Below are 19,698 nucleotides of genomic sequence, written 5' to 3'. Positions count from 1 at the left end.
CTCCTCTTTCTTGTCCCTGAGTGACCTTAATTGAACTTTGCCAAGATGAAATCTAAATCTTCCATATCCACATCGTCAAAATCTGCAGCGGAAACTCCATCATCCTCAGATTCAATACAGTAGCTGATCATCCCCCTAAGCGTATCCGTGAAAGCATTGCCCTGCTGCACGATGTTCTCCCCGGAATGGATATTCGGGTTATATCCCCACTCGAAGGTTAAGCGGTCTTGCTGGATATACCCGTTGACTTCAAGCAGACTGACTCTTGTATTCTTCAATCCCCTGGTATACAGCGGTTCTCCGGTAATCAGCCGGAAGTGTTCATGCTGCGGGTTCTTGTTATCCAAATGCCCCATGTAATTAAAAACAATATCCATAGCTTCACGGGGGTAATCACTAAGCAAGAACTCGAACTTACGCTTCTGCACGGCAGCTAATCTGTCTTTCACTTTTTTTAACGTAGCTCCAGTAGTTGAAATATCATCTGCGGAGAAGTAAAAAGGATACAGGTTGGTAAACCAGCCTACCGTTCTTGACAGATCCACCTGATCCGCAAGCATATCTCTTCCGTGACTTTCCAGATATAAGGTATGGTCTGCCCCATCCCATTCATGCAGCATCGTTTCCAGGGCGGCAATCATGACCTCAATCGGCTGAATGCTGTAATGCTTAGGCACTTCAATCATTAGCTTGGCGGTATCTTCTTCCGATAAGGAGAACTGGCAGTGCTCTGCTTCTCCTTCAAGATTGTCTATGCTGGAGCAGCCTCTTTTGGTTTTTCTTGAATGAGCCGCAATTTCTTTGGTCCACTCCTTTTTTTTGCTCACTGCTTCATGGCTGGCGGCATATGCATCTGCTGCGTTGCTCCAGCTTATGAAGGATGAGGTTTTCTGCGGAAGCCTGACTTCCCGCTTGTCTATTAAGGCTTGATAGCCATTCAATACATCCTCAGCGATGAACCTGAAGGACACCGCGTCGCATACCAGATGATGCGCTGTCAATACCAGTCTGCTGCTTGACCATGTATCGGACACAATAAGCAGCCCTTTAAACACTTCTCCCGCTTGCAAATTAAGAGATTGCTGAAAAGCCGTCAATTCCTGTTGCATCCGCTGTTCATAGTCATCACAAGCTGGAATCTCTACTGTCTTCAAGCGTTCGCTGTAGGCAAACGGCAGGATATCCGCATACCTTGGAGCCTTTCCGGGAAGTACACGGGTTCTTAACAAATCATGCTGCCGGCACACTTCATTGAGCGCTTCATTCAATCGCCCAGCATCTACAGTCTGCTTCAATTCAAAGCTTACAGACTGATTCCAATGGTTATTTTCCGGGAAATTATTGGTGAAGAACCATTGCTGGATAGGTGTCAACAGGTACGAACCTGTAACCTCTCCCTGATCACAGCAGATGTGTTCAACTGCCGCAGCCTTTAAGGCCATTTGTGCAATACATTTATCATCGTAAAAAGACTTTAATTCGAGCTTAATTCCTGCCTCTGCCGCCTTGGCGATAACCTGCATGCTAATAATGGAGTCTCCGCCAATTTCGAAGAAATGATCATGGATACTAACCCGCTCAACTCCTAATAGCTCACACCAGATTCGTTCCAGCGTTCTTTCAATCTCTGTGGACGGTTCAGCGAAATCGTTCTCTGTTTCCATAGGCTGGCCCAAGGACGCTAATCTGCTGTTATCCGGCTTACCATTCATATTAAGCGGAATGGCCTCAAGCGTATAAAATGCTGATGGGATCATATACGAAGGTAATCCATCGTTCAAAAAGCTTCTGATTTCTGTCAGAGTCACTGCTGCATCCACAACTAAATAAGCTGCCAGATAAAGATTGCTCTTGTGGTCAATCTCCGGGATAACAACCGCCTCAATCACTCTGTTATGAGAAGAGAGCTTATTCTCAATCTCTCCGATTTCGATCCGGTGTCCCCTGATCTTGACCTGATTATCTATTCTTCCGGTAAAAGCAATATTTCCGTCGTCCAGCCAGCTTGCGTAATCCCCCGTCCGGTACAATTTACCGGGACCATAGGGATTATCAATAAATTTCTCCGCTGTCAGTTCCGGCCTGTTCAGATACCCCCGGGCAATGCCTACTCCTGCTATACATAATTCTCCAATAATTCCTTTTCCACATAAGGAAGTATAATTCATAATATAGATTTGCATATTGGCAATTGGCTTGCCGATCGGAATTCTATTCGGGATTTGAACAGTCCTTTCGTATTGCCAGTCCGACGCACAGACCGTAGTCTCGGTAGGTCCATACGCATTGAAATATTCAATCGGCTCTGGCAAATTCTCCACCAGATTGACGCTTGCTGCTGATCCCGCTGTGATCAACAGACGGATTCCGATGGGTCTATCCGCTATTACATTCCAGTATGGCGGAGGCAAGGTGGCAACGGTTACGTTATGCCTTTTCAGCTCCAGTTCCAGCAGATTCACATCCAGCGCTACTTCTTTGGTAATGATGCATAGTCTTGCACCGGTGAGAATTCCCATAATCATTTCCCAGACAGAGGCATCAAAAACAAGATTGGCAAATTGCAGGATCGTATCATCCGTGGTCACTTTGTATTTATCCCAAAAATAATCTCTCAAGTTAACAATACCGCTGTGTTCCACCATAACGCCTTTGGGCTGACCTGTAGTTCCCGAGGTATAGATTACATAAGCAAGATTATCCGGATTGCTGTGGTCCGTAAGATTGTCCGTGGACTCGGTATCGATATGCTTGTCACCCATTGAAATCTGCTCAATGCCTGCATAATCCTGATGGATGCCGGAAGTTATCATATACCGGACATTGCTGTCTTCCAGAATATACTCCATCCGCTCCCGGGGATAAGCCGAATCCACCGGCATATAAGCTCCGCCAGCCTTGGTTACCCCCAGTATGGCAATGATGGCCTCAATGGATTTATCCAGCATAATGGCAACCAGACTCTCGCAGCCCACACCGTATTTCCGCAGATGATGTGCCAGTTGATTGCTGCGGTTATTCAGTTCTCTATAGGTAATCCGCTCATTGCCGCACACTATGGCTACTGCCTCTTCCCGGAGCGCCGCCTGGGTCTCGAATAACTGCTTAATGGTCTGTGGCTTATAGTCCGTAACCTTTTCGTTAAAAGAGTAGAGTATCTCATCCTTTTCTTCTTCCGGGATCATTTCAATATTTTTTATAGGCTGATTGTCATATTCAGCAATGAATTGCAGAATATTCAGATAATAATCCTTAATCTTTTCAATCCGCTCCCGGGAGAATTTATCCGATTTATACTCAAACCAGGCGCTTAACCCATCCTTTTCATCATTGACTTCCAGCGCCAGATCAACCTTGGCCGTTTTTAAATCCAGTTCTTCGAACTCTATGTAGAAATCCTTTGTTGTAATATCCTTTAACGCATTGGTCTCATAACTGAACACCACCTGATAGATCGGGGTGGACAGCAAATCTCTTTCTACCTTCAAGTCCTCTACTATAAAATCAAACGGCAAATCCTGATGCTTCAAGGCCTGCATCACCTGGGCATTCTCCGCCTGGATATAATCGAATAATTGTTGCTCTTCACCAATATTACTGCGGATCGGCAGCATGTTCAGGAAGCACCCGATGATGCTCTGGCATTCCTCTTCATTTCTGCCGGTAACCGGGACCCCGACAATAATATCGTTTTGGTGTACATACTTATGCAGCATGATTTTGAGTGCGCTCATTAACAATACAAACAGTGTAACCCCGTGTTTTTTTGCAGCAGCTTCCAGTTTTACTTTCATCTCCTTGCGGATTGAAAAAGCTACCCGTTCGCCATGATAGGTAAGCCCATGACCGGCCGTGTAATCCGTTGGAAGCATACAGCTCATGCTGCTGCCCGACAATTGTTCCCTCCAGAACTTAAGCTGATGATCGAACTCGCCTTTGGCAATCCGTTCATTCATGTGGATGACATAATCATAATATTGCACAACGGGCTCCTGTACAGGTACCATGCTTGCGCCTGTATAGGCTTCATACAGTTGAAGCAGTTCTCTAATAAAAATGCCGCTTGAATAGCCGTCCGATACAATATGATGCCAAACAATTTGTCCAATCCATTCGGTCTCACTAAGCTTGTAACAGATCAGGCGAATAAGCTTGCCCTCAGCTAACCGGAACGGCTGTATTCCTTCCGTATACATCCTTTGCCTGATATCGTCAGGCGATGTTTCCATCCCTGCCTGGGAGCAATCATACATTCTGAAGACCGGCTCTTCGGTATCTTCGCTGAGCTCAACCTCAAGCTGTCCTTGTCCTCCCTTGAATTTGGAACGCAGCACCTCCTGCTGCTTAACCACCGTTCTGAAGGCCTTGTGCAAAAGCTCCACTTGAAGTTTCCCATGGAATTTCACATAACCCGAAACATTATACGTAATCGATTCATTGAAGAGTTGTTCGACATACCAAATTTTCTTTTGCATATAGTTGGAAGGCAACACTGTCAACTCCGCTGCTCTCTTGCTGACCCTATGCAGCCCTTTGTCTTGCAGGATAATCTGTCTTTTCTTTTTTCTTTGTTCCTCCAAGAGACTCTCCAGCAGCAGTCTCTTGGCGTCCGACAAGGCATTCACTCTGTTTTTCACGCTTCCGCTTTCGTTGTTCTGCATCTCTCCACACCTCTAACTGTCCATATTTAGACTGCATCCAAATCGAGGCTTTCTGACAACTCTTCCAATACAAGGTCAGCTACATTCTTGACAGTCGGTGCTTCGATAAACAGTTTCAACTGCAATTCAATCCCATAGAGTTCCTTAATTCTCAGGACGACTTGTGTGATCATCAGAGAATGTCCGCCAAGCTCAAAGAAGTTATCGTTGATTCCAATCGGCGTGATCCCCATAATATCCTGGAGGATTTCCACTATACTCTCTTCAATCGCATTGTCAGGCTGTTCATATTCCACCGATATATCCGGCCGGTTATACTCTATCGTGTCCGCTTCTACAGTACTGTCTGCTGAGAGCTCCCTATCCCAGCCGTTGCTTCCAGCCGCTTCATAAGTCTTCTGCTTGCCAGCTTCAATCCAATGTCTCTTCCTTTCAAAAGGATACGTCGGCAAAGGGATTCTGAATAAGCTTTCATCTTCGTAATACTTTGCAAAATCAATGGTTAGTCCGCTGATCCAGGCCTTCTTTACGAACTCCGCCAGAAATTTATTATCATTCATCGTATTTTTAACGCCGCGGACCGTTTGGAACAATAGGCACTCCGCGTAGTCTTTCAAATTATCCTGCATAAAGACAGAGAGCGTTTTTCCCGGACCCACTTCGATGAAGTATTTATAATTTTTCTGTGCCAAATGAAGTGCAGCATCTTTAAATCTGACGGTGCCCAGCATATGCTGTATCCAATAGTCAGCACTCATCGCCTCTTCCGGCTTCAGCCACTCTCCCGTGACATTGGACATGATCGGGATCATCGGCTTGTTGAACGTCACCGTCTGGAGCACCTTCAGCATGTCCTCCACTGCACCCTGCATCATATAGGAATGAAAAGCATGGGAGGTGTGAAGAATTCTGTACTCCCGATGCTCTGTAATCTGTTCGACCACTTCCTGCAGCGCTGCGCTATCCCCGGCCAATACCACCCGGTTCTCGGAATTAATCAAGGCCAGTGAGACCTTCCCGTTAATATAGGCCTGCGCTTCCTGCTCGTTCATATTCACATACAGCATTTCGCCCGCCGGCAGACTTTGGATGATCCGGCCCCGCATGACCATTAATCTAAGACCATCCTCGAGTGAGAATACCCCGGCCAGACAAGCGGCTACGTACTCTCCAACACTATGCCCCAGCAGAGCTTTGGGAGTAATTCCCCAATGCATCAAAGTCTTGGCCAAGCAGTACTCAACGGCAAATAGAGCAACCTGTGTATTACGGGTTTCTGTGAGTGTCTCCTCACCCTTAGCATCCGCTTGATCTGCAAAGATAAGCTGTCTTAAATCATAGTTCAACTGCTTCTGAAGGATTTCGAAGCACTTATCCAGCTCATGCCGGAATACAGGCTTCGTATCGTACAGTTGTTTTGTCATATTCACATACTGCACGCCTTGTCCCGGGAACAGAAATACAATTTCCTTTTCGTTCTCATTTGGAGATTTTACCGCAGGAAGGCTCCCGCCCAATTTATGAATCAGATCTTCTCTGCTGTTACAGACCAGACCGCCTCGATAGGGCAGTCTCTTTCTTCCGATATTCATCGTATACAGGATATTACGGTAATCAATATCTTTATTATTTTGCACAAAATCCAGCAATTGCCCGGCAATCTCTTCATAAGCGGTCTTTGTCTTTGCGGATAGCAGCAGCAATTGGAATTCCTCATTACTCTCGACTTTGCGGGTGTCGATCGCTTCTTCCAGGACTACATGAACATTGGTCCCTCCAATACCAAACGAGCTGACGCCTGCTCTTCTTACCCCGCAATCCGGGTTCCAGTCTCTGAGACGGGTATTGACATAGAAAGGCGAGTTCTGCAAATCAATGTTAGGATTCGTTTCTTTATAGTTAATGCAGGGTACAAGCTTCTGCTTCTGGAGCATCAGACTGGTTTTGATTAACCCGGCCGTACCTGCTGCAGAATCCAAATGTCCGATATTGGCTTTCACTGCACCCAGGGCGCAGAAATTCAGCTTGTCCGTGGCTTCCGAGAAGGCTTCTGTAAGTGCTTGTACCTCTATGGGGTCCCCCATGGGAGTCGCTGTTCCATGAGTCTCAATATAAGTAATCGTTTCTTCATCTATCTCACTTAGTATCTGGGCGCTCTTAATCGCATTGCGTTCGCCTTCAATGCTTGGTGCCGAATAACCAACCTTTGCCGAACCGTCATTATTAAAGGCGGCTCCCTTAATGACAGCGATGATATGATCGCGGTCGTTCACAGCATCTTCCAATCTTTTCAGCAGCACGGTTCCTACTCCGCTGCCGCTTAATGAACCGCTGCAATCTTTATCAAACGGCCGGCAATGTCCGTCCTCCGCAAGAACCTCTCCTTTGATGTAGAGATAACCGCTAACCTGAGGAAGCGACAGGGAGCTCCCTCCGGCAATGGCCATATCGCATTGATAGTTCAGCAGAGCCTGACAGCCCAGAACTACGGCGGTCAGGGAAGTGGAACATGCAGTCTGCACGTTCACGCTCGGTCCCTTCAGATTCAGCTTGTAGGAAATCATGGTCGAAGCATAATGAACATCGTTCCCAATCCATATTTGTCTGATCTCGGGAGTGGAATCCAGATCCATACTGGACATAATATTCTTCAATAAATACTTGCTGGTTCCCGTTCCGACGAATACGCCCACCTTCCCTGCATACTGGTCCGATTGGTACCCGGCACTTTCCATCAGCCGCCATGAGCTCTCAAGCAGAATTCTTTGCTGCGGGTCCATCAGTGCCGCTTCCCTGGGCGTGAAGCCAAAGAACGCCGCATCAAATTGCTCAATATTATTTATTTTGAAGCCGCACTTCCTGTACTCGGGATTGCTGAGCAGTTCTTCCGGTACCCCCGCTGCCCGAAGCTCCTCATCGGTGAAGAAGGTAAGCGACTCCGTCCCGTTGCACAGATTCTCCCAATACTGCATTACGTCATCTGCTCCCGGAACCTGGCAGTCCATTCCGATAATGGCAATATCGAGGTCTCTAAGATCATCATTCTGAGCGGATATTTCCATGCTTCTGTATCCTCCTTTCCGTTTTTATTTAGATAATAGAAGTGCAGCCTCTTCTTCTGTCAGATTCTCTAACTGGTCCAATAATGCTTCCAGGTCTGCTTCGGATTCGTCTTCAATAATTAAGTCGTTAATGTCATTGAAGTGTTTTCCGGCCAAGTCAGCAATGCTGATTCCGCCCAGAAGGTCAACAATGGAAATGTTAATACTGCATTTCTTATTTATTTTATTTCTGATCTCTGCAGCGATAATGGAGTCCACTCCAACCGAACTGATCGGCTCATCAAGAACAAGCGCATCCTTCTTGGCATGAATGGTCTCAGCGATGATCTCAGCGAAGAAATCCATGATAACTGCACTTTTTTCTTCCATGCCGGAGGCTTTGGCCAGTATGCTGAATAAGTCGGTCTCCTGCATGTCCCCTGCAGTATCTTCGCTTTGCATGGCGAGGTGATTATACAATGCCGGCTTGCCCGGATAATTATTAAGCGCAAGCGGCCAGTCCGCTTCACCGATTACAGCATGGCATAGCTGTTGTCCGAACACTCTTTCCAGCGCCTGCATGCCATTCACCGCATAGATAGGGTTCATGCCTCTTTGATATTTATAATGATCAATCAAATTCTTTTCTTTAACCATCCCTACACCCCATGGTCCCCAGCCCAGACTCAAGGCAGATTTGCCTTTACTGCGGCGGTAGCAGGCCAGTGAATCCATAAAGGAGTTCGCTGCGGCATAATTCACTTGTCCAACCGCCGTAACGACTGATCCTGTGGAAGAGTACATAATGAAAAAGTCCAGTTCAACCTCTTCAAGATATTTATTCAATAGCCATGCGCCTTTAACTTTGGTGTCATAGACCTCATCGAACTCATGCTGCTCCATTTGCATCATTAATTTGTCTTTGACTACACCGGCAATATGGATCACACCGCCGATCGGCATGGTTTCTTCATGAATCAATCTATGCGTAAGCTCCCCGACTGCTGCTTCATTAGCGATGTCCAGCGCGGCTACTTCAACGGTACAGCCTTTCCGTTCAAGCTCATTGATAAATTGCACCTGGCTGTACAGCTTATGGGATGAAGTCATCACTTTTCGTTCTTTTTTACCAGGAAACGGGGTACGGCCTATCAATACAAAATGTCTGGCTCCCTTATCGTACATCCAATTCACAGTGATCTGCCCGAGTGAGCCCATTGCACCCGTGACCAGATAAATCTTATTGTCCGCCATAGTTACCGGGATGTTCCCGTCCAGATCGTAGATATGCTCCAGTCTGGCAACATAACGGACACCGTTTCTATACGCCAGCTGATCTTCACGTGTATAGTTCTCCAGATCATTGATCAAAAGATCGACAGAGGCGGGGTGATGATCGATATCCATACTTGCTCCCCAGCTTCCAATGCACTCGGAGTGGCTGATTACTCTGCACATACCGATAGCCGCTCCCTGCAGCACATCAACTGGCTCCTTGCCGTCAACACTGACTGCCCCTTGGGTAACTGCCCAAGTACGATATTTCACGGAGTGCTCATTCAAAGTATTCATAACATGGCGGATACTGTTGACAGCCTTCTGCTTGGAAGCCTCAATAGCATCCGTGTCCATCTGATCATGACTTGTAATGTCCATACCCCACAGGTGGATAATGCCGTATTCCTGCTCTTGATCCATGTGCTGAATCAGCTTGATATAATCCGCTTGATTATTGCTGACAATAACACTGCCTGCATCCTGGTTGCCGGGATTCTGATAATCCGCGTAGAACCGTTTGCAGTTATAGCCTCTGCCGCTTAGGTTCCCGGCAATCCTGTCACCCGTGCCGGAAGCATCACACAGCACAACCCAGTTCGTATACGAATGTCGAGCTGCGATCAGCTGCTCATCGTTCTCTACCTCCTGAGCCTTCCATTCAATGCCATAGAACCATTCTTTCAGATTCTTCTCGCTAAGCACGGCAGCTTCCGGACTTTTCTCTACGGATCTGGCCACAAAGTTGTCTACAATGACAACAATGTTGCCTTGCTCATCATAGATTTCAATATCCCCGGCAATGAACTCCTTACCCGATTCCTTCACTATAGAACGGACCCGCAATGGACCGGACGTGTTACCGTATACGACGACTGAGTCCACCGTATCCGGCAGCTTAATATCAACTTGTCCGTGATCTCTCAGCTCATCAAATTGATTAACGAGAAGCGACTGAAAGGCAGCATCAAGAATAGCCGGATGCAGGATATTATCCATGTCCTGGATGCCTAACTCGTCCAGCGTGCAGATCTCAGCCAGAACTTCATTATGATTAATCCATACCTTCTTAAGTCCCTGGAACATAGGGCCGTAGGTGAAATTCATTTTCTCCAGCAGCCCGTAGCATTCCGCCTGATTCAGAATTTCCTTGGCACTGTGCTTAAGAGCCTCCAGATCGGCTGTCCGGCTCACACTCCAGGTCTGTTTTCTGACAAATTCCCCACGGAAATTCTCGGTAGTTCTGGATACATCGCCATCTGCCAGGCTTCCGATCTTCACCACACCATGCTGCGGATCATAGTTAATAGACATATGGCCGGCATTGTTCTCATCAAGGAACAGCGCTCTTTTAAAGTGAATATGATATAAACCATACACCTCATCAATGCTTAATTTGCTGTAATCACGGAGCATTTGGAACGAGGCTTCAATGAAATGGGCTCCGGCCAGCAGTACACTGCCATTTACACAATGGTCTGAGACGAACGGCATAATATAATCATTGATTTCCGCTTCCCATGCCGGAACCACGCTGTTCTTGCGGTATCCGATAAAAGGATGCTCTTTCTGTCCAAGGCGTCTCTTCATATGCTCTTTGGATTCCTTCCAGAACCTCTCATGCTCCCATTGATAATGCGGCAGCTTCACATACTTAAAGGTTCCTCTGTAGATCCGGGACCAGTCAATTTCATAGCCTGCACAGAATAGCTCAGACAAGGTTCTAAGCATTCTTGGTATTTCCGGATCATTTCTGCGGAGGGAGGGCGAGATCAGAACTTCTATATCCTTCTCACTCGCAAGCTCACTGACTGAATTCGCCAGTACCGGATGAGGGCCAACCTCAACAAAACAGGAATAGCCTTCCTCCAAAATCTGTTCCATGGCCTTGGCAAAGTACACGGAACCGGATACATTCAGCCACCAGTATTCATTATCCAGCTCCGGCCCTTCCGCCAGCTGGCCATTTCCGGTGGTATACGTTCTGATTTTGGTTGGTTGCGGATGAATATCGCGCAGGGCTTCCAGCAGCTCCGATTTAATCTCATTCATAAACACACTATGATAAGGTACCGTTACTCTTAAGAACTTGTTAAAAACACCGTCAACTTCAAGCTTGCTGCTGATCTCTGTAAGACAGGCCATATCTCCGGACAGGGTTACGCTTGTGTTGCTGTTGATTGCCGCAATGGATACTTTGTCGTTATTGTCAGCAATCAGCTCCTTGGCCTGTTCTTCATTCAAGCCAACCGCAAGCATACCGCCTTTACCCGTCAGCCGCTGCTGGAGCATACTGCGGTAATACGAAATCCGGACCGCATCTTCAAAGCTGTAGACACCGGCAGCATACAATCCTGCCACTTCACCCACACTGTGTCCGATAATCAGATCCGGGACAACCCCCATGCTCTTCCACATCTCAACCAAGGCCACCTGCACCGTAAAATTCAACGGCTGGGAGACTTCGGTGAACTGCATGCTGGATTGTTCCTCATGAATCAGGAATTCATCCATCAATGACCAGGACAAGTATCGGGAGAACTCAGCGTGGCACTTCTCGACCGTATTGCGGAATACCGTATTCACATGATAGAGCTCGCGTCCCATCGCGTACCATTGAGGACCCATGCCGGTGAAAATAAACACCAGTCGCTTGTCTTTACCTTCATTGCCCACAACCACATTCTGCGGCAAAGTATCCTGCTGATAATCTGTCAGACCCTGAATGATCTCCTGTATATTCCCTCCGAATAACACAAGGGATTTCGGGAATTTCTCACGTTTGGTAAGTGCGGAATAACAAATATCCGGTAAGCTTTCGGCGGTTTGATTCAAAAATTCAGTGTATTCTGCGGCAAGAGCCTTTAAGGATTGTTCTGTTTTTGCGGAGATGGTTAATACTTGAGGCAGTTCTTCGTTGACTGTTCCATCGTACTGTCTGTCACCCGTTATTCCCTGTAAAATCACGTGCGCATTGGTTCCGCCAAAACCGAACGAATTGACACCGACGATGGCATCTTTACCATCCTGCGGCCAGCTTTCATTGGTTAAGGGAATTCTTAGCCTCAGCTTGTCCAGATCAAGCTCAGGATTAAGCTCTTTCATTCCGATATGCGGCACAATCTGTCTATGATCAAGAATGCACGCCGCCTTGATTACCGATGCTACGCCGGAAGCTGCCTCCAGATGACCGATGTTCGGTTTGACCGAGGCCATGATACATCTGTTATCTTCCGTCCTGTGCTCTCCAAAGAATTCACCGACCGCATTGACTTCAATGGGATCACCCAGTGCTGTTCCGGTTCCATGCAATTCGACATACTGAACTTCATCGGAGGCAATCCCTGCTCTCGCATATACATCCTGCAGCAGCATCTTTTGGGATTCGCCGTTAGGAACCGTAATACCATTCGTTTTTCCGTCCTGGTTCACAAGGCTCTCTCTGATCACGGCATACACATAGTCGCCGTCTTCGAGCGCTTTTTCCAGACTTTTAAGGACAAGGATTCCGCCCCCTTCCCCCCTGACATAACCGTTCGCAGCAGCGTCGAAGGTCTTGCAGCTTCCGTCCACCGACAAGAATCCGCCTTTGGATTCGGCTATGAAATATTCCGGGGCATAGATCAGTTCCATGCCGCCTGCCAAGGCCAGATCGCATTCACCGTTGTGCAGACTTTTGCAGGCTTCATGAACAGAAACCACGGAGGACGAGCAGGCTGTGTCTATGGATAGAGAGGGACCCATTAAATTGTATATGTACGAGATTCTATTCGATAACATCGTCATCATGCTTCCTACTGCAGCATGGGTTCCAATTTGTGCAGCGTCAGCAAATTGCAGAATTTTATAATCGAGCGTAAATCCGCCGATAAACACACCGGTGCGGGAACCGCTCAGACTGCCGGGCTTAATTCCTGCGTCTTCTAGAGCCTCCCAGACAATCTCCAGCATTTGCCTCTGTTGCGGATCGATTTGATCTGCCTCTCTGGCATTAATCCCAAAGAACTTTGCATCAAATTGATCAAACTTATCGATAAATCCTCCACGCCTGGCGTGGCTTTTTCCTTTTACCTGTTTGTTAGGATGATAATATTCTTCAACACTCCATCTATCCTCGGGAATATCCGTAATCGTATCCTTGCCTGACTTCAAGATGTCCCAGAACTGTTCTACATTATTTGCGCTTCCCGGGAACCTGCAGCCCATCCCCACAATCGCCACTAGCTTGTCCGTCTGCTTATTCATACCTCTCGCTCCTTTTACTATGCTTATCATTCACAACTGTAAATCACAAAAAAATTCCATTGACTAACTATGTATTATTTTGCATAAATATGCATTTTACAACGGATTGGTAGACTTCAGAGTAGTGATAATTAACTATTACCATTAAAGGGGATGAATAGGTATAAAGTAGGGAGAATTAGTATAGGAGGTAATATTTACATTTAACAAGATAAAAATAGCATATATCCCAAAATTAAAATGTGACTTTCTTCACCAAAAAAAAGGCTCACCTTAAGGTGAGCAGCATAATCATATCGATGGTCGCATTGTTAATCAATTCATGAATAATCGCCTCGCGATAGAGACCTTCTGCCTATAGCTCTCCAATCATTTGCAGCTCTATTTGCTTCATACGGTACAAGTAGCCCTGTTGCTCCATTAGCTCCGCATATGAACCTGTTTCGATGACCCTGCCCTGCTCCATGACGATAATCCTGTCCATGCTTTCCAGGCCGGTAAGCCGGTGGCAAATGAGCAGTAAGGTATCTCCGGCAGCTTGTTCGTAGAGACGGGTTAACACGCGCTCTTCCGTTACATAATCCAGCGAAGAGGTCGGTTCATCCAGCAGCCACAACCGCCCTTTGCGGAGCATGACCCGGGCCAGCGCCAGACGCTGCTTCTCCCCGTCGGACAGGTTCTCTCCTTTTTCGAATACCACATCATGTAATGCCACATCCGGCAGTTGGGCCTTAGCGAGAGCTTCTAACAATACTTCGTCAGATGCTTCTTCTCCATTCAGCAGCAGGTTGTCACGGACTGTTCCACGGAAAAAATGACCTTGCTGTAAGACGACATTCGAAGCTTCCCAAATGCCTGACTCATCCAGCTCTTGTACCGGAATGCCGCCCAAACGTATCTCCCCGGATGCAGGTGTGCGCAGCTTGAGCAGCAGATCAATCAGGGTGGATTTGCCGGACCCGCTCGGTCCGACCACTGCCGTTCTGGAGCCTGCCGGGAGCTGCAGTGACAGCTCTGTCAGCGCAGGCCGCCACTCATCATCATATTGGAACGTAACACCGGACAGCTCCACCGAAACCGGATTTCCCGCGGGCAGAGTGCGGTCCGGGTGCACAGGTAAATCAGTGGCAGTCAATACGGTTTCAGTCAGCCTTTTGGCCGCATGCTCACTGTCTTGCTTATAGGCTGGCAAAGTGGCCATGGCTCCAGCTTCTTCAAACACCGTCTGTGCGGCCATCACAAGCATCGCTAAAAACACGCCAGCCAGCGCACCCTCCATAATTAGATAGGCCCCAAGCGTCAGTACACCCCAGGAAATAAAAAAGGTTACAAAGGTGTGCATCGCCTGTCCGCGCAGCAGATGACCTGCTGCACGCTGCTGCTCTGCTGTCAGTGCTGCCGAAGCCGCCTGGAGCTGCTGCTCCCGCTGCGGCAATTGCCCGTACACCTTCAGATCGCGGAAGCCGTACAAGACCTCGGTGACTTCCGTTGACAGCAGCGCCCGCTGCTTACGGACGCGGCCGTGTATCGCCCGCTGGCCCACCAATACGATTCCCGGTACAACCACTGCTGTCAGCAGCATCCCTATTACGAACAAGCAGGCCATCCAGAATGAATAAGAGGCACTGAACACCATGGTTGCCAGAAACACCGTGATGACGATCACCGGCGGATAAGCGACACGCAAAAAATAATTCTGCAGACTCTCTACATCGCCGACAATACGCGCAAGCAGATCTCCGCTGCGGTTCTTGTTCAATATACCGGGCGTTAACGGGATCAGCCTGGCAAAAAAGCCTGTACGCAAACGGCTAAGCATGGAAAAGGTTGCTCTGTGCGAATACAGGCGTTCCCCGTAACGGCTTGCCGCCCGGAGCAGACCCAGCAGCTTGACCAGCGCGGTAAGAACAATCAAGGTATAGAGCGGCGGCATAAAGACCGTCTGTGAAATCAGATACCCGCTTGCGGAAAAGAGGGCCACACCGGCTGCGCCGGCAATAAACCCTCCCAGAATCGACAGGAGAATATCCTTACGCTCTGCTATCATGGCCTTGGACAAAATCGCCAGCTCGTTCATGCTGAACCTCCTTTTCGCTGAATATGGGCCATCTCGGCATATTGAGGCACACGTTCAAGGAGCTCGTCGTGAGGTCCTGCCGCCGCTAATACGCCATGGTCCATAAACAAAATGTGATCCGCTTGCCGGATCGTATATAACCGGTGCGCGACTGTGATCATGGTTGCCTTTTGGGCCAGCGCGGTTATGGAGCTTTGCAGGATTTGTTCGGTCTGCAAGTCGAGGCCCACCGTAGGCTCATCGAACAGGATCAGAGCCGGCCGTTTCAAAAAGGCCCGCGCTAAAGCAAGGCGCTGCTTTTCCCCGCCCGACAATCCCCTGCCCCCTTCTCCGACATTGGTGTCGAGTCCCTGTTCCAGCCCGGCAACAAGCTGTGCAAGTCCCGCATCCTCTGCGGCCTGCCTGATTTCATCCCTGGAGACCTTACGTCCGGCGCCGATGGCGATATTGTCAGCGAAGGTGCCGGCAAAAATATAGGGGTGCTGCGTAATATAGCTGACCTGCTCAAACCATGAGTCTTCCTCCCACTCCGACAGCGGGCTTCCGTTCACCAGCACTGTCCCTGATACCGGCTTCAGCAGCCCGGCAATGAGATGGAGCAAGGTTGTTTTGCCCGAGCCGCTGTGCCCGACAATCGCAACATGCTCTCCCGGTCCTATGGAGACGGGTCCGGCCTTAAGCTCAAATGAACCGGGTGCATAATGGAAATGCACATCATCCAGCGCAATGGATGGCGGCATCTTGAGAAGCTTGGCTGAGGACTGCCCGCCCCCTTCCGGCTGTGCACCGGTGCCGCCGCCTATTTCCGCAAGCATCTGCTCCACCTTACGGACCGCCCCCATACTGGTCCGCCCGCTGTGAAAAGCGGTGCCGGTATTCTTGAGCAGGTTAAAAAACTCGGGAACAAGCAGCAGCACAAGAAAGGCCGTGTGGAACGCCATCGATTTGAATACAAGCAGCTGAATAGCCAATTCAAGGGCAACAATCCCGATGCTCAGCATAACGATCGATTCCAGCATAAACGTATTCGTAAACGCAACCTTCAGAATATCCATGGTCGCGTCACGGTACCCCAGGCTGCTGCGCTCAATCTGCTGTTGCTGGTGGCGGGATTGCCCAAATATTTTCAAGGTCACCAGCCCTTGCAGCGAATCCAGGAAGGTACCCGAGAATTCTGCAAGCTGCGCATATTTCTCTTCCGATTTGTTCTTCGTTTGCAGTCCCACCAGAATCATAAACAGCGGGATGAACGGTGCCGTAAACAACAGAATGAAGCCGGTATTCGCATGTAAAACAAACGTAACCGCCAGAATCAGAACCGGGATGATCGCTGCTTCGGCCATCCGCGGCATGTAGTGACTGAAATAGCTGTCAGCCTCGTCCACTGCATCCAGAGCCACACTGACCTTCCCCCCTGTCTGCCCCCGCAGCGTTGATGGCATGGACGCATGGGTAAGCTTCTGCAGCACGGATGAACGCATATTTGCCTTAGCGGCGGCTGCCATAGCCAAGCCTATTCTTCCATTTCCGTATAACAGCAAAGTGCGGATAGCCATCACTGACAGCAGAAGAGCGAGCAGCAGAGCAACCGAGGATAAGGAAGCCTTCTCCACGAACACCCGCTGGACCGCTTCCGCCAGCAGCCCGGCCTGACTTACAATCGCAATGCCGAGCAGGAGCGACAGGAGGGTCAGCATAACCAGCCGTTTTCGTTGCCCCGACATTTGCTCAGCGATCAGACTTGTTTTGCTCTTCATTTATTTCTTTCCTTTCACATAGTCTGCGTCAAAGAGGAACAGCTTGAACACCAGAATCAGGGAAGGAATGAGCAAGCACATACCCCCGATGAACACAATGACCAGCGCCAGACCCATAGCCGGTGAAGTGATGCTGTTCTCAAGCGTAATGAACGGGTCCAGAATATAAGGATATTGCCCGATTCCGTAAGCGAAGAAGGCGCATAGGAATTGCAGCATGATGCTTATGAACGCCAACCCGTAACGGCGTCCGCTGTACAGCAGCCACATGGCAAGCATGAAGAAAGCAACAGACAGCGCAAGCAGCCACCATAAATCCATCATATTTTGAAAATGCCGCTCATTGTGCTGGCCCAGATAAATAAAGGCCGTCAGCGCGATAACAATGGTCGGCGTGCTCCAGAACAGCGCATAAGTACGCATAAGCTTCAGCGCGGGTTGATCCTCTGCCCGGGAAGCATAAAAGGCCAAAAAGGAGGCGCTGATGAACAACACCGATACAATCGCCAAGCCTACAATGCTCCAGGATAACGGGTTAGTGAACAATGCCCAGTAATCCAGAGACACGGTCTCTCCCCGCTTAAAGATAAAGCCGCCTTCCGACAGGGTAAGTGCCACTGACAAGGACGCGGGAATCAGCAGGCCCGAAGCGCCGTACAGGAACAGATATACGATGTTATTCTTGGAGCCGTAATTCTCGAACGCATAGAACGAACCGCGGATCGCGATCAGGATAAGCGCAATGCTTCCCGGAACAAGTAGCGCCGAGCCGTAATAATAAGCGGTATCCGGGAAGAAGCCGACAAGTCCAATATAAAAAAAGACGAAAAAGACATTCGTAATCTCCCAGACTGGCGATAAGTAGCGGGAGATCAAACGGTTAATCAGATGATCCTGCTTCGTCAGCCGGGCATAAAAGGCAAAGAACCCGGCTCCAAAATCAATAGAGGCCACAATTAAATAGCCGTATAAAAACAGCCAGAGCACTGAAATTCCAACCAGCTCATAACTCATTTTGCGTGCTCACCCTTTACTGTTGATTTGCCGCCGGGATGCTGATTCCACTTCTCCATCTCGGTTTCTGCCGGATTGTCCTTGAACATGCGCCGCAGCACAAGCACACATACCGTGCCTAACAGGATGTACAGCAACAGGAATACAAAAAACAGGATCCTTACGCTCGGTGATGTCGTAGCCCCCTCTTCTACACGCATGTATCCCCTTAAGATCCAGGGCTGCCGCCCGATCTCAGCGTAGAACCAGCCTAGCTCGACTCCCAAAAAGGCAAGCGGTGCGCCTAACGCGATCGCGCGAAGCAGCCATTTGTTATGCTCATTGCGTTTTTTCCAGAAGACAAACAGGAAATACAGGAATGAAATGCCTAGCAGTGCGAACCCTACACCGACCATCAGATCAAACAAATAGTGAACCAGGAGCGGCGGCCGCTCATCCGCAGGGAATTCATTCAGTCCTGTCACTTCTGCATTAAAATCGCCAAAGGCGAGGAAGCTGAGAAATTTGGGAATGTGCAGTGCACCCAGAACCTCATGCTCTGCGTTAAGCCACCCTAACAGAATTAAATCTGCTCCGCTTTCCGTTTCAAAATGCCACTCCGCCGCAGCCAGCTTCTCCGGCTGATGCTCAGCCAAAAATTTCGCCGACGTATCTCCAGCCAGAGCGTTCAGCAATCCAAACACCATCACCACAGCCATCATCAGCTTCAGCGCTTTTTTATGGTATTCCGAGACTCCCTTTCTGAGGAGTGCAAACGCGGCGATACCCGCCAGCAGTGCGGCTCCGGTCAGATAGGCAGAGCTTAAGACATGGAACACCTTGGAGAACGTCGCTGTATTCAGCATCGCCTCCACCGGATTCACCGCTGTGAATTGCCCTCCGGCCATAGCAAAGCCCTCAGGCTGATTCATGAACCCGTTTACGGTCGTGATAAAAACAGCGGACATCCCGGCACCGGCAACAATCGGGATCGTAAGAAGCCAGTGGATATACGGCTTCTTGAACCGGTCCCAGGTGTAGAGGTAAATGCCCAGGAAGATCGCCTCAAAAAAGAAAGCAAACACTTCCATAAATAACGGGAGCGCAATCACGTTACCGGCCAGCTTCATGAAATTAGGCCAGATCAAGGCCAGCTGCAACGAAATCGCCGTACCGGTCACCACGCCCACGGCCACAGAAATGACAAACCCGCGGGCCCATCTCTTGGCCATCAGTGTATAGTGAGGGTCTTTTTTGCGTATGCCCATGAATTCAGCAATGGCGATCATCAGCGGAACCCCAACGCCAATTGTTGCGAAAATAACGTGGAATCCCAGTGTCAAGCCTGTCACCAGTCTGCTCCACAGCACGGTATCGATGCCCATTACGTTAGTGCCTCCTTATAAAAATCGTAGATATTTTGAATTATTATATCTTTAATTTTAACTAAATCGGCTCCGGTCACCTTTTTGCCTTCAAACGTTCATGAAAGCATCAACTCTTTATTACATCTTGGTGAATACAGCCGAAACTACTCTATCGGGCTATTGTTTGATAGAGAATAACATGCTACGGGACTGTCCAGTAATAAAAACAGCGGCAATCTAAGACTCAATAAATAAAGTCTTAAACTGCCGCTGATCCTATCA

The 19,698-nt window shown here is 48.6% G+C and carries 7 protein-coding genes; all 7 read right to left on the bottom strand.

Annotated elements, in window-relative coordinates:
- Window positions 1-26 precede the first annotated feature (26 nt).
- A complete protein-coding gene (locus MKY12_RS10050; RefSeq protein WP_339313609.1) occupies window positions 27-4,661 on the bottom strand; it encodes an amino acid adenylation domain-containing protein in 4,635 nt (1,544 codons plus the stop codon).
- Between the two features lie 26 nt (window positions 4,662-4,687).
- Window positions 4,688-7,723, bottom strand: a complete 3,036-nt coding sequence (locus tag MKY12_RS10045; protein WP_339313607.1) for a beta-ketoacyl synthase N-terminal-like domain-containing protein — start codon at window positions 7,721-7,723, stop codon at window positions 4,688-4,690.
- A gap of 24 nt (window positions 7,724-7,747) precedes the next feature.
- Window positions 7,748-13,222: a type I polyketide synthase gene (locus MKY12_RS10040; protein WP_339255481.1), complete on the bottom strand. Its 5,475-nt coding sequence runs from the start codon at window positions 13,220-13,222 to the stop codon at window positions 7,748-7,750.
- 355 nt (window positions 13,223-13,577) lie between these two features.
- Window positions 13,578-15,299, bottom strand: a complete 1,722-nt coding sequence (gene cydC, locus MKY12_RS10035; protein ID WP_339255479.1) for a thiol reductant ABC exporter subunit CydC — start codon at window positions 15,297-15,299, stop codon at window positions 13,578-13,580.
- A complete protein-coding gene (cydD, locus tag MKY12_RS10030) occupies window positions 15,296-17,056 on the bottom strand; it encodes a thiol reductant ABC exporter subunit CydD (RefSeq protein ID WP_339313605.1) in 1,761 nt (586 codons plus the stop codon). The genes cydC and cydD overlap by 4 nt, the downstream gene beginning before the upstream one ends.
- Window positions 17,057-18,070: a cytochrome d ubiquinol oxidase subunit II gene (locus MKY12_RS10025; protein ID WP_209878021.1), complete on the bottom strand. Its 1,014-nt coding sequence runs from the start codon at window positions 18,068-18,070 to the stop codon at window positions 17,057-17,059.
- Entirely contained in the window at window positions 18,067-19,434 is a 1,368-nt protein-coding gene (locus tag MKY12_RS10020) for a cytochrome ubiquinol oxidase subunit I (RefSeq protein WP_339313604.1), read from the bottom strand. Before MKY12_RS10020 ends, MKY12_RS10025 begins: the two co-directional genes overlap by 4 nt.
- Window positions 19,435-19,698: the final 264 nt, after the last annotated feature.

Origin of the sequence: Paenibacillus sp. FSL M7-0896 (assembly GCF_037975415.1) — a bacterium.
Taxonomy (GTDB): domain Bacteria; phylum Bacillota; class Bacilli; order Paenibacillales; family Paenibacillaceae; genus Paenibacillus_AQ; species Paenibacillus_AQ silagei.
This window is presented reverse-complemented; position numbering and strand designations above follow the sequence as displayed.